At 41.1% G+C, this 12,488-nt stretch carries 12 protein-coding genes; 6 read left to right on the top strand and 6 right to left on the bottom strand.

Annotation, left to right across the window (positions count from 1 at the left end):
* Window positions 1-4: 4 nt before the first annotated feature.
* Together VF06_RS13925 and VF06_RS13920 are read right to left on the bottom strand one after the other, a co-directional pair.
* Complete coding sequence (locus tag VF06_RS13925; protein ID WP_073641684.1) at window positions 5-241, bottom strand: hypothetical protein; 237 nt, start codon at window positions 239-241, stop codon at window positions 5-7.
* A 128-nt stretch (window positions 242-369) separates the two neighbouring features.
* Window positions 370-3,267, bottom strand: a complete 2,898-nt coding sequence (locus tag VF06_RS13920; protein WP_099066822.1) for a tetratricopeptide repeat protein — start codon at window positions 3,265-3,267, stop codon at window positions 370-372.
* A gap of 169 nt (window positions 3,268-3,436) precedes the next feature.
* Here VF06_RS13920 and VF06_RS40715 point away from each other — a divergent pair, with 169 nt between their 5' ends.
* From VF06_RS40715 to VF06_RS13905, 3 genes are all read left to right on the top strand, one after another.
* Window positions 3,437-3,610 carry a hypothetical protein gene (locus VF06_RS40715; RefSeq protein ID WP_180267388.1) on the top strand — a complete coding sequence of 58 codons (174 nt, stop codon included), beginning with the start codon at window positions 3,437-3,439 and terminating at the stop codon, window positions 3,608-3,610.
* 104 nt (window positions 3,611-3,714) lie between these two features.
* Window positions 3,715-3,933, top strand: coding sequence for a RelB antitoxin-like protein (locus VF06_RS13910; RefSeq protein WP_244917999.1), 219 nt, complete (start codon window positions 3,715-3,717; stop codon window positions 3,931-3,933).
* Between the two features lie 130 nt (window positions 3,934-4,063).
* Entirely contained in the window at window positions 4,064-4,768 is a 705-nt protein-coding gene (locus tag VF06_RS13905; protein ID WP_099066820.1) for a PD-(D/E)XK nuclease family protein, read from the top strand.
* A gap of 115 nt (window positions 4,769-4,883) precedes the next feature.
* Here VF06_RS13905 and VF06_RS40710 read toward each other — a convergent pair whose 3' ends face one another.
* The 3 genes from VF06_RS40710 to VF06_RS13895 all read right to left on the bottom strand — a co-directional run bounded on the left by VF06_RS40710 (window position 4,884) and on the right by VF06_RS13895 (window position 7,717).
* The gene (locus tag VF06_RS40710) at window positions 4,884-5,048 is read right to left on the bottom strand and encodes a DUF8639 family protein (protein WP_180267387.1); all 165 of its coding nucleotides are present in this window, start codon (window positions 5,046-5,048) and stop codon (window positions 4,884-4,886) included.
* 24 nt (window positions 5,049-5,072) lie between these two features.
* Complete coding sequence (gene bioD / locus VF06_RS13900) at window positions 5,073-5,747, bottom strand: dethiobiotin synthase (protein ID WP_099066819.1); 675 nt, start codon at window positions 5,745-5,747, stop codon at window positions 5,073-5,075.
* Between the two features lie 245 nt (window positions 5,748-5,992).
* Window positions 5,993-7,717 carry a serine/threonine-protein kinase gene (locus tag VF06_RS13895; protein ID WP_099066818.1) on the bottom strand — a complete coding sequence of 575 codons (1,725 nt, stop codon included), beginning with the start codon at window positions 7,715-7,717 and terminating at the stop codon, window positions 5,993-5,995.
* 644 nt (window positions 7,718-8,361) lie between these two features.
* Between VF06_RS13895 and VF06_RS13890 the strand changes: the two genes are divergently transcribed.
* Window positions 8,362-9,378 carry a ribose-phosphate pyrophosphokinase gene (locus VF06_RS13890; protein ID WP_099066817.1) on the top strand — a complete coding sequence of 339 codons (1,017 nt, stop codon included), beginning with the start codon at window positions 8,362-8,364 and terminating at the stop codon, window positions 9,376-9,378.
* Between the two features lie 165 nt (window positions 9,379-9,543).
* On the top strand, window positions 9,544-10,119 hold the full coding sequence (locus VF06_RS13885; protein WP_099066816.1) for a Uma2 family endonuclease: 576 nt from the start codon (window positions 9,544-9,546) through the stop codon (window positions 10,117-10,119).
* A 49-nt stretch (window positions 10,120-10,168) separates the two neighbouring features.
* Here the strand turns inward: VF06_RS13885 and VF06_RS13880 are convergent, their stop codons facing one another.
* Window positions 10,169-11,473, bottom strand: coding sequence for a chloride channel protein (locus VF06_RS13880; RefSeq protein ID WP_099066815.1), 1,305 nt, complete (start codon window positions 11,471-11,473; stop codon window positions 10,169-10,171).
* A gap of 233 nt (window positions 11,474-11,706) precedes the next feature.
* On the opposite strand from VF06_RS13880, the gene VF06_RS13875 reads away from it, so the two are divergent.
* Complete coding sequence (locus VF06_RS13875; RefSeq protein ID WP_099066892.1) at window positions 11,707-12,453, top strand: LmeA family phospholipid-binding protein; 747 nt, start codon at window positions 11,707-11,709, stop codon at window positions 12,451-12,453.
* Window positions 12,454-12,488 lie beyond the last annotated feature (35 nt).

Below are 12,488 nucleotides of genomic sequence, written 5' to 3'. Positions count from 1 at the left end.
TCATTCACCAGCTTTTTTCTAAAGCAACATCTTCTTCACAGAGATACGAAAACTCAATTCCCATCAAGTCTAGAATCTTGAGTAATTCTGCTGGTTCTAGCTGCATGACTTCCGCAGCTTTTTTTAAGCTAATTACTTTAGCAATTAAAGCACCGAGTAAAAACAGAAAGTTTTCTTTTTGTTCGATATTCTGAAATAACTGAATTTCAGAGGCGATCGCTTGAGTCAGTTCTTGATTCATCGGTAATTTTGTACTAATTTATTGTGGGTCAGATCCTTCTCCAATTAAACTGGAGCAGAGTAATATCTCTGACGGGCTACGCCTACGCCCTCAGAACACCATTATTTTACTTGGGAACAAGAATTTTGCTATTGTGAGGAGAGGCGATCGCGCAAATCTGTTAAATTTTCACGCACAGTCACAGTGTTAGGATGATCCACCCCTAAGCGTCGCTCGAAAATATTTAAAGCTTGTAGGTACAGGGCTTTAGCTTCGTTGTATCTGCCTTGGGATTCGTAGAGTACTGCTAGGTTTTTGAGGCTAGTGGCAATAGATGGATGTTCTTCTCCCAACAGCTTGTGCTTGAGCGCCAAAGATTGAAGGTACAGAGGTTCTGCTTCGCTGTATCTGCCTTGGGATTTGTAGAGATACGCTAGGTTATTGAGGCTTTGGGCAACATCTGGATGTTCTTCTCCCAGCAGCTTGCGCCTGAGTGTCAAAGCTTGGATGTACAACGGTTCAGCTTCGCTGTATCTGCTTTGGGATTCGTAGAGTGACGCTAGATTGTTAAGACTAAGTGCAACATCTGGATGTTTTTCTCCTAACAGGTTGCGCCATAGTGTCAAAGCTTGGATGTATAGGGGTTCGGCTTCGCTGTATCTGCCTTGGGAGTCGTAGAGTGCCGCTAGATTGTTGAGGCTAAGTGCAACATCTGGATGTTCTTCTCCCAGCAGCTTGCGCCTGAGTGTCAAAGCTTGGATGTACAATGGTTCAGCTTCGCTGTATTTGCCTTGAGATTTGTAAAGTAATGCCAAGTTACTGAGGCTAAGTGCAACATCTGGATGTTCTTCTCCCAGCAACTTGCGTCTGAATGTCAAAGCTTGGATGTACAATGATTCAGCTTCGCTGTGTCTGGCTTGGAAGTAGTAGAGTGCTGCTAGGTTGTTGAGGCTTTGGGCAACATCTGGATTTTTTTCTCCTAGTAGCTTGCGCCTGAGCGTCAAAGCTTGGAGGTACAAAGGTTCGGCTTCGCTGTATCTGCCTTGGGATTTATAAAGTAATGCTAGATTGTTGAGGTTAGTGGCAACATCTGGATGTTCTTCTCCCAGGAGCTTGCGCCATAGTGTCAAAGCTTGGAGGTACAGAGGTTCGGCTTCGCTGTATCTGCCTTGGGATTTATAAAGTAATGCTAGATTGTTGAGGCTTTGGGCAACATCTGGATGTTCTTCTCCCAGCAGCTTACGCCTGAGTGTCAAAGCTTGGAGGTACAGAGGTTCGGCTTCGCTGTATCTGCCTTGGGATTTATAAAGTAATGCTAGATTGTTGAGGCTTTGGGCAAAATCTGGATGTTCTTCTCCCAAACGTTTTTTGATAATTCGTAGACATTGTTCATACCAAGGTGTCGCTTTAGCATAAAGTCCTTGACCACGATAAAATCTCGCATTACTCATGAAAGGAAAAATTAAATCTTCATTACTGAGGTATTGAATCAGATGCTTAGCTACTTCAGCTAAATGAGGTATGGCGGGGGTGACATTGTTGATTTGTTCAAGGGTGAGTGTTTGAGAAATACCTTTAGCAACTGCTACCATTACCCGGCAAAGCGATCGCTTTAATTCCTCTGCCTGTTCTAAACCTGTAAGCTTATATTGGAAAAACTCGCGCAACAGTGGATGTAGTTGGTAAACTCCCTCATCTTTGCGCTGGAGTAAATGCAAATTCAACAACTTCTCATCCCGAATTTCCTCTAACTCTTCCTCATCTTCCTCCGGTAAACACTGTTCCACCAAATCCCAAGCTATAGGCGCGGGTGCAAATAAACTCAATAAACAGCCCAATTGTTTATCATCGTCGTTTAATTCCTGCCAACTCAACTCAAAGGCTGCTAACACACCTCGTTGTGCTGTCATGTCGCCTTCTGGTTTAATAAGTGCGGATTGTTCTAGTCGCTTTTTCTCCAACCGTCGCAACATTTCTGTTAAAGAAACATCTACTTTGCGCTTGAGATATCGCCCCACTAATTCCAAACCCAAAGGCAAATATCCCAACCACTCACACAACTGATTTGCCACAGCTAATTCTTGCTCAATTCGCTGTGGTGTTTCTTTAAAAAATGACTTTAATAACTCCAGCGCCGCTTCTGGTTGCAATACATCCAGAGATAATTGCTTAATAGATGCTCCCAAGTATTGGCGCGTGGTAATCAACACCTTAAACCGGGAAGATGACGAGGGTAAATAAGGCTTAACCTGCTGATATTCCCCAACATCGTCTAACACTAGCAGCACATCGCCCTCACGCCAATGCCGCCAGCAGTATTGCACTTGGGCGAAGACATCCAAACCTTCTGGTATGTTTAAATCAAGCACAGTTCTGGCAAACTGCACAACTTGAATGCCCACATCACCAGCTTTTGCCAGCAACCAGCAAATTCCACCCTTGTAAGTTTTGCGGTGATTCCTGGCATATTGTAGGGCAAGTTCTGTTTTACCAACTCCACCCATGCCAGCAACAGCAGCTATTACAACCTGTTCATTTTCCTGCAAAAGCTGGTGGAGGTTTTTGAGGTCTTTTTCACGTCCAACAAACTCCACCACCCCACTTAAGGGAATATTTTCGTAAAACGTCGGCTTGGGTTTAGCTTTTCTCGCTTCACCACGCTGCACGCCTGGCTTTTCTTCTCTAAGGCGTTGCCATTCTGCATCGAATTGCTTTAAATTTCCATCTTTATCGCCTTTGTCACACCAAAGCGTCAGCTTAAAATGCCAGTTTTCCGAACCTCGTTTGTGTTCGCGCAAATCTTCCAGAACACCCAAAAACTCATCAAGTGCTTTTAATGCTTCTCGAACTTGTTCTTTATCTAAACCACCAAGTTCCGCCAAAATTCTTAGCTGTGTCCTCACAACTAGTTGCTTTGATGTTTGCCAATTAAAGTCAATTTTAAAACGCTCACCGTTTTCTATCTCATCATTGGCATAAGCCAACAACCTTTCTAATAGCTGCCTTACCCGCGCTTTGACATCATCGCCATAGCTAACACGCGCCATCGGTTACTTTTGCTGAAATTTGGATAAAGTTTCGGGATTCCCCAAACTTAATCTAGCATCCCCAAACTCAAATCTCCGGGTATTCACCCATTGCAGCCAACAAACAACAGCATTTGCTTTCACTAACTACCCCAAATCTACCGTTGCTTCAGTATTCAAGGTGAAACAAATGCAAAAGGCAACGAAATCTATCAATATTAAAAAGCTGGTGACAGTTTTACTATTTGTAATTCCCTTAATTGCAGACTTGTTAATCCCAGGTTCGGGTATTTTCATTGAAATTGCCTTTTTAATTTGGGAATTGCTGGAACCAGAGGAGACAGAGGGGAATGATTTGAAGTAAAAGTAATATGTAGAGTGGAATGTCACTTACTTAAACTGCATTTAGAACCCCTATTTCTTCAAGAAGTCGGGGTTCTGGGCAGCTAATAACGCTAAAGTCATAGTATGACTACAAAAATCACAACCCAAATGCAAACTGATAAATACCCTTTTGCCCAAGAACTGATTACTGATATGGAAGGTAATATCCGCAAAGTAGTCATAGATTTTGATGACTATCTACGATTGCTAGAAGCTATTGAAGATGAAGGATTTATCTTAGCAATGAAGGCAGTAAAACATGAAATACCTCTGAATATAGATGAAGCATTAGCGCAACTATAACAAGAATGATTACCCAATATATACTCAACTTTATCAAGGATTTAAAAGTTCTGAAAATTACATTTTTCTTAATTACGAATTACGAATTACGAACTTGTATTGAGCGCAGTCAAAATATTACGAATTACAAATGCAATTTAATACCCAACTACTACCCCGAATTAATAGTAAAACCCTCAGAGAAAATGGCAAACAATATTATGTAGATGCCAAGGGAAACCGCTTTCCTAGCGTCACCACAATACTTAATGTCACCAAACCCCAAGAAGATAGAGACAGATTATTAAATTGGAAAGCGCGTGTAGGAACAGAAGCAGCCACCCGCATATCTACAAACGCCAGTCGTCGCGGAACCCAAACACACAAACAAATTGAGCGTTACCTGCTTGGACAAAATCCTGTTTGTCCCGAAGCCAGTCGCCCTTATTGGGAAAGTATTCAGCCAGTTTTAGCAGAAATTGACACAATCAGACTCGTGGAAGGCTCGGTTTTTCATTACGATTTGAGTTATTCTGGCAAAGTAGATTGCATTGCCAGTTATCAAGGCATTCCCTGTATTTGCGAGTGGAAAACAGCAGATAAACCAAAAGGTTCAATCGAGCATTTATACGAACATCCACTGCAAGTTACAGCATACATTGGAGCAATTAACAACTATTATCGAGATTATGGCATTGAACTAAATCATGCTTTGTTAGTAGTAGCAATTCCAGAAATGCCAGCCGAAGTATTTTGGTTTGAACCAACAGCGATAAAAGATTACTGGCAAGAGTGGGAAAAAAGACTCGCCGAATATTGGCAACGCAGAAATTTTTGGAATTATGACAACTCGTAATTAGACTTTTTGCAGAAGTTGGGAAAAGGGTAAGGGTAATGGTTCGACAAGCTCACCAACCGGGGAAAGGTTTGGTATTTTCCCTTTCCCCAAATCATGACTTTTCAAACATCCTCTAATAATCACTATCAGCGACACAAATACCTTTACATTTAATACCGTTGGTAGCGGTGCGCTGACAATGAGAACATAGAATTTTTTCGTTTTCTGTTTGTTGATTGATTTCTATGCTAGTGCTTGTCTTTCCTTTGTCTTTTTCGCTTTGGAATTCTACACTCATAAGATTAGAAAAGTTTTTTGCAATTTACACTAGTCTTTCTAAATCTAAATCTGATGCTATTTGAGCAAGTTTTTCTAAATCAGTGGGGTTGTCTACATAAGGTAAACAGCCTAAAACTGGGACGTTAGTTAACGATTGAATCAATTCTGGTGGCGTCAAATCGGCTATTTCTGCATCTGAACGGGGCTGTACGCAATTCAATACAATGCCTTTGAGATGAACGCGGGATTGTCTAGCCAATGCCACATTCGCCACTGCACTAGCGATCGCTCCTAATCTCACTGGCACTACCAATACTGTTGGTAAACGCCATTCTGCGGCTAAATCGGCTACTGTTAATTCTTCTGTGACAGGGGAACCCAACCCACCCAAGGCTTCCACCAGCACAAAATCACGCTGCGATCGCAATTTAGATAAGGCTTGCCACACAATTGCTAAATCTACTCGGCGATTTTCTCGTGCTGCGGCGATGGGAGGGGCTAAGGGCGCTTGAAAATACAAGGGTGTAATTTCTTCGGGGGATTGTTCTAGGGTGAATAGATTTTCATACCATTCGCGATCGCCAATCCCTGATTGAATCGGTTTCATGATTCCCCAGCTACGCTGCGGGTAATGTTTTTGCCAATAGGCTGCTAACGCTGTGGTTAAAACAGTTTTACCAGCCTCGGTATCAGTTGCAGTAATCAGTAATGCGTTCAACAATGATTGCTAAATAATTAACGTTTTTTGATTATTACACCAAATTTCAGTTTAGGTAAAAGTCAAACACAGAGTTTGTTTTACTTCTGAATTCTGCTGTAGTTATTAGCGATGGGAAAATAAAGCCTCATCACTAATAAATCATTTTAGTACAATTCGCACAATTAAATTCATCGTTACAATGATGCTTTGATGTTACAAAAAAAGCAGATTTTTCTGGAAACTAATCCCCAATTATCTAGCTTTTAGGGTGAAATAGTTGGATCGGGAGTTAGTGTAGGTGTGCTATCAATCAATGGAGTATTGTTTTCTGGTTCTGGAGTGGGAATTAGCGTAGGAGTTGGTGTAGGAAATGGTAACGGAGTTTCTGTAGGAATTGGCAATGGAGTTTCTGTAGGAATTGGCAATGGAGTTTCAGTTGGAGTTATAGTTGGGGTTGGTGTGGGACTGAGTGTGGGTGTCGATGGAATGAGTTTTTGTAATCCAATATTCAGATTATAATTACTTTCGGCAACTCCTGGAGGCAGAATTAATTCAACAGTATATACACCAGGAAGTAGTAATGTACCTTCATAGGATATAACTCGCACTGCATTATTATCAATTGGTTGTTGATTGGGATTTAATACTGTTAGCAAAACACTGGTTCCTGGCTCCAAAAATGTACTTAACTTCAGTCCTTCCTGGGCAACAAAAGTATAGCGGTTGATTTGATTTGCTTTGATAGTACCTTCAACTGCGGTTGCGTTAAATGCTCCCAAATTCAAACGCTTAGTAGATATAACAGGTTGTTCTTGAGTAGGTGTAGGTGTAGGTGTGGGTGTGGAGGTGAATGTAGTACCACCAGAAATTACTGGTGAAGGAAAATTTTGGGGAAGCGTTTGGTCTGGTTGTGATTTTGATTGGCTGCGAATGGAACTTACTAATGCCCAAGAACCAAATCCCGCTAAGATCACTACAACACCACCAATTGCAGCGATCGCTAAGGGATTATCCAACACTGAGCTACTCTGACTTGGTGGAATTACGGGAGCAGGTTTTTTTGGTGAAGCTGCTGGTGTCACTAAATCAGGGCGACGACCGACAGCCATTGTTTGCAAATTGGAAAAATCAGCATTAGGGGCGCTTGGTTGCTGCAAAGATTGTAATGCTTGCGATACATCAGCAGCAGTTTGGTAGCGATCGCTGGGAATATGATTTAACATCCGATTCAAAACCTGGGCAAATCTTGGATTTACTTGTGCCCACTGCTGCCAATTCCAAGTTACTTGATTTTCATCAAATAAATCTCTTGGTTCTTTACCAGTCAACAAAACAATCGCACTCACCGCTAATGCATACAAATCACTACTAGGATACGCTCCTCCTGTTTGTACTTGTTCGCTCGGAGAGTAGCCTAATTTTCCCACACTGGTTACTGGCATTACACTCTCAGGGGATTGTAAACGCGTTGCCAGTTCTTTTACCACCCCAAAGTCAATTAATACAGGCTTACCATCGCGATCTCGCAAAATAATATTTTCTGGGGAGATATCCCGATGAATAATTCCTCGGCTATGAATATGCTCTAAAACAGGCAACAAAGACTGAATTAACCCAAATACTTCTGCTTGTGTGAAAGTTTGACCCACAGCTTGCTTCTCAGCCAACAGAGTCCGGTAAGTCTGACCTGCAACGTAGTCCTCCACCAAAAATAAGCGTTGGTCTTGTTCAAATCTTTCTCGAAATTTTGGCACTTGTGGGTGTTCGATTTGATATAAGATAGCAGCCTCTCGGTGAAAAAGCTCTTGCGCCTTTTCCCAAGCCGCAGGCTCCATTGCTGTTGAAATCAATTCCTTGATGGCGCAAAGCTCGTTAAAACGCCTCTGGTCTTCTGCCAGATAGGTTCTACCAAATCCCCCCTGTCCGAGAATTTGAATGATTCGGTAACGGTTTTGCAAGACAGTACCAACTGTAATGGGTGATTGCATGATCGAATGATTGAGTGTAATGGCAACCGAGGAGTAAGTCACCGACAAAGATTAAGTCTCAGTGGTGACCGACAGTTACATGCAGCGATATTTTACCTTACGAAAAAGAATTTGACGTTGAATGTTGACTGATGACTGATGAGTGTTAACTGTCAACCATCAACATCGGAATTTCGTTAAATACGGGTATTTTCGGTTTTCATTGTGTTATTTAGAACGTAGAATTAAATCTGTCAGTTTATTTATTTGCGGTTAAAATCGTAGGATATAATACAATACCACCTGAATCTTGAGTCACAAGCCTTGTTCTGTCTTTGAAAAATTTCAATATCACTTAAGTTGTAATTACTTTGCTCTCAGTTATAAATGAGGTAGTTAGAACAATCTATCTATCACACCAATGTTTGAGGGATTAGCGTTATTTACCTCAACACCAAAAAAATTCCACTAGTCTAGTGGACAGACTTGACTTAATACCACAAAAGGTATCAATAGTTTGTAAGCCAAGAAAATTAGAGAATTACCAAATGATAATTTTATGGAAAAATGTTTAAATTTTGTATTGAAGCTTCAATAAAACTCACAGATGTTTTTTTAGGCTATTTCTTGGTTAAATCTATAAAATCTCTAATGATAATATTGCTATGAATGCACATCGAGGATCTGCTGTGCTCAGTTCTGCAACTTTCAAAGTGGAAGCATCCGCAACAAGACTGACTGATAATCATCGCCTGCGGCTGTTTTCTGGTTCTGCCAATCTCCAACTGTCTCAAGAAGTCTCTCGTTACCTGGGCATGGACTTGGGGCCAATGATCCGCAAAAGATTTGCGGATGGAGAACTTTACGTTCAAATTCAAGAATCGATTCGGGGTTGTGATGTCTATTTAATCCAGCCATGCTGTCAACCCGTAAACGATCACTTGATGGAATTATTGATTATGGTTGACGCTTGTCGTCGAGCTTCTGCACGACAAGTAACCGCTGTAATTCCCTACTATGGGTACGCCCGCGCCGATCGCAAAACCGCAGGACGAGAATCAATAACCGCCAAGCTAGTTGCTAACTTGATCGCAGAAGCAGGTGCTAACCGCGTTCTAGCAATGGATTTGCACTCGGCTCAAATTCAGGGCTATTTCGACATACCCTTTGACCATGTTTATGGTTCGCCAGTATTGTTAGATTATCTAGCAAGCAAACAACTACCCGACCTTGTAGTTGTCTCTCCAGATGTTGGCGGTGTTGCACGAGCCAGAGCATTTGCCAAAAAGCTCAATGATGCCCCACTAGCAATTATTGACAAACGTCGTCAGACACACAATGTTGCAGAAGTCTTAAATGTGATTGGCGATGTTAAAGGCAAAACCGCAGTCTTGGTGGATGATATGATCGACACCGGCGGTACAATTGCTGAAGGAGCGCGACTACTACGTGAAGAAGGAGCGCGTCAGGTATACGCCTGTGCCACTCATGCAGTGTTCTCTCCACCTGCTGTGGAGCGGTTATCTAGTGGGTTGTTTGAAGAAGTTATCATCACAAACACGATTCCCATACCAGAAAGCAATCGTTTTCCCCAACTAGTGGTGCTGTCTGTGGCTAATCTCTTAGGAGAAACTATCTGGCGAATTCATGAAGATACCTCAGTAAGTAGCATGTTTCGCTAGTCAATAAAACACTTTCATTGACGTTCAAGGCATGAAGAATGAAGTCTAAAAACTTTATTCTTTATGCTTAATTTTTTATTTATCAAGTAAAGCTACAGATTCTTAAAAGATAATGGAATCTGAGTTTAAAATTGAAGTGTCCATTAAGCTTGCAATAACATTATTATGACCGGCGAACAAGTAACAGTAGAGTCTTTGTATACTGTCACTGACGAAGAATTAATGTTGATGAGCTTTCAAAACCCAGAACTACGGTTTGAACGCAATGCTAATGGAACCTTAGAAACTATGCCCCCAATTGGTGGAATTTCGGGTAATCGACAAATCAAAGCGGGAGCCTATCTATTGAATTGGGTAGAAAGTCAAGATTTAGGTGAAGTTTTTGGCCCAAGTACAGGTTTTAGATTAGCAAATACGGCAGTGCGTTCTCCTGATGCGGCTTTTGTCGCTAAAGGGCGTTTACCAGAAGGTTGGGATGAGCAAGAAGACAAATTTATTAACTTAGCACCCGATTTTGTGATTGAAATTCGTTCTAAAAATGACAGCTTGACAAAACTTAAAGCCAAGATGGAAGAATATATTGCTAATGGTGTGCAATTAGGATGGTTAATTGATAGTAGAAGTCAGCAAGCTTTAGTTTATCGTCGGGATGGTTCAATTACTCAATATCCAGCTACAGCAATATTAAGTGGAGAAGATGTTGTGCCTGGTTTTTTGTTGCCTTTAAAAAAATTATTGTAGAAGCGATTGACACTCAGAGCAACTCATCCATCTTTAGTATTTTAAATTTTTAACTTTGTATTTCCTCAACAGATTCTTGTGATTTCAGTTGAGAAGCTATTAAGGGAACCTTTGGTGCGAGAAAAAACCCAATTAAACTAGCAAATAGGATTGGTGTAAAAGGACTAAAATTAGTCAATTTTGATAACAACAAAGTTGTACTTATGGGTGTGCGTGTCACCGCTGCATTGATAGCCGCCATTGTACAAATCATAGCTAGTGCAGGATTTAAACCAGGAATTAAAATTGCGATCGCTTTACCAATACAAGCACCAGTAAAAAATAACGGAATAATAAAACCACCACGCCACCCGCCAGTGACTGTAATGCTGATGGATGCCATTTTACCCAAAGCTAAAATTAACAAAAAAACAACTGAAAAATTAGCTCTTAGGACTGATTCTAATTCTTCATGTCCGAAATAACGGGTTAGGGGTAAGAAGGCTGCTAAAGTACCTAAGCAAAATCCGGCTAATGTGGTGCGTAGATAAACTGGCCCAGGAACCATCGTTAAAAGTCTACCACAGCCGCGAAAAATGGCCATAAAAATCCAACCTGCAACAGCGCCGATAATTCCAAATAGGATAGCCAAAGCAAAATCATCGATGTTCTCTAAACGGTATTGGGGAAAATACCAAGTCGGAGCAATTCCTAAATGGGTGATGAAAGCAAATACTAAATAACTAGCGCAACTAGAAACGATCGCTGGCATTAAAGCTTCGTAGTATTCTACGATATGTTGATGGTGCAGAATTTCTAAGGCAAACATCGCCCCACCTAATGGTGCGCCAAACAAGGCGGTAAAGCCAGCTGCCATTGCTGCTAAACTCGTGGATCTGAGTTCTTCGCCCTCAAGACCAAGGCGATCGCTCACCCATGTCCCAAAAGATCCTGTAACCTGTACTAATGGGGCTTCCGGCCCTGCACTACCCCCAGCAGCAATACTCATCAAAGACGCAAGAATCATCGCCGGATTTTTTCGTGCATCCAAACGCCCGCCACGAAAATGAATATTATCAACAATGACGGCAATTTCCCCAGGATTGCCCAAAAAATGAATTACCAAGCCAACAATTAATCCCGCTATTGGCATCACTATTAGCAGACTCACACCCTCAAATTTTTCTAGTTGGTGAGTCATTAATTCCAGAATATTCCAGTACAAACCAGCAAATAGACCACAAACAGTCCCCACCACTACCCAGCGTAAAACCCACCGAGAAATGAAAAGAGGATTACGTCTTACCAGTCCAAAAAGTTGTAAAAACTTCCAGCGCTGAGTTTGGTTTGTGGGAGTACGGTTATTTGGTAGCACTGCTGATTTCCTAACTGAAATAATCAAATGTCATAATTTATTGACATTTATGATAATAATGTAATATGAGTTCAAAAATTCCCAATACAAAAAAAAATTAAAAAATTATCCGATTATACTTTTAGATAGACGTAATTTAGAACTTTAGTACATCGCCAGATAGATAAAATTCTGATGTGAATTTATTAAATTGACTCAAGGATATGATATTTCCAGTAGGAGTTAATTTAGTAATGCCAGACAGTCCTGGATTAGGAGAACAGGCGCTGAATAAAGCGGCAGAAATAGGATTATCTAGCCAGTTAGATGAAGTAGAAAAATTAGATGTAAATATCAAAACCGATCCACTGAAAGTAGTTCAAGGACAGGTAGATGCAGTCACCATTGAAGGTGAAGGTTTAGTAATGCAAAAAGACCTCCGCATGGAGGAACTAGAAATGCAAATGAATAGCGTTGCCATCAATCCTTTAAGTGTGGCTTTTGGCAAAATCGAACTCACAAAACCTACTGAAGCTAATACACGAGTTGTTTTAACTGAAGCTGACATTAACCGCGCTTTCAACTCTGAATATGTCCGTTCGCAGCTACAAAATCAAAAAATACAGGTTAACGGTGAACAAAGGACTATTGAACCGCAACATGTAGACTTTCGACTACCTGGAGATGGAAAAGTAGCGCTAAATGCCAGGGTTAAATTAGCAGAAACAGGCGAAAATCAACAAATTGCTTTTTCAGCAGTACCGACCATTAGTGGTAATGGAAAAAGTGTTTCGCTGGAAAATGTTGAGTATGGTGAAACTAAAGAAATTTCACCAGATTTGACAAAAGCTTTGATAAATCAAACCAGCGAAATTTTGAATTTGAGTAACTTTGATTTGGAAGGAATGAATCTACAAGTCAACCAACTAGAAGTACAACTAGGTAAACTAACCCTGCAAGCCCAAGCGTATGTAGAACAAATTCCTACTGGTGAAAAATAGAAGCAGAATTCAGAATGGGCTAAACGCCCCGCTAC

The sequence above is a fragment of the Nostoc linckia z4 genome (assembly GCF_002608075.1).
GTDB classification, from domain to species: Bacteria; Cyanobacteriota; Cyanobacteriia; order Cyanobacteriales; family Nostocaceae; genus Nostoc; species Nostoc linckia.
Note: the sequence above shows the minus strand (reverse complement) of the source record. Positions and strands in the feature narration are given on the sequence as shown.

Excerpts from the sequence above, each read along its gene's own strand:
- VF06_RS40715 (WP_180267388.1), top strand. The coding sequence starts at position 3,437 with ATGCAAAAGGCAACGAAATCTATCAATATTAAAAAGCTGGTGACAGTT.
- VF06_RS40710 (WP_180267387.1), bottom strand. The coding sequence starts at position 5,048 with ATGAGTGTAGAATTCCAAAGCGAAAAAGACAAAGGAAAGACAAGCACT.
- VF06_RS13895 (WP_099066818.1), bottom strand. The coding sequence starts at position 7,717 with ATGCAATCACCCATTACAGTTGGTACTGTCTTGCAAAACCGTTACCGA.
- VF06_RS13890 (WP_099066817.1), top strand. The coding sequence starts at position 8,362 with ATGAATGCACATCGAGGATCTGCTGTGCTCAGTTCTGCAACTTTCAAA.
- VF06_RS13925 (WP_073641684.1), bottom strand. The coding sequence starts at position 241 with ATGAATCAAGAACTGACTCAAGCGATCGCCTCTGAAATTCAGTTATTT.
- VF06_RS13920 (WP_099066822.1), bottom strand. The coding sequence starts at position 3,267 with ATGGCGCGTGTTAGCTATGGCGATGATGTCAAAGCGCGGGTAAGGCAG.
- VF06_RS13875 (WP_099066892.1), top strand. The coding sequence starts at position 11,707 with ATGCCAGACAGTCCTGGATTAGGAGAACAGGCGCTGAATAAAGCGGCA.
- VF06_RS13885 (WP_099066816.1), top strand. The coding sequence starts at position 9,544 with ATGACCGGCGAACAAGTAACAGTAGAGTCTTTGTATACTGTCACTGAC.
- VF06_RS13905 (WP_099066820.1), top strand. The coding sequence starts at position 4,064 with ATGCAATTTAATACCCAACTACTACCCCGAATTAATAGTAAAACCCTC.
- VF06_RS13910 (WP_244917999.1), top strand. The coding sequence starts at position 3,715 with ATGACTACAAAAATCACAACCCAAATGCAAACTGATAAATACCCTTTT.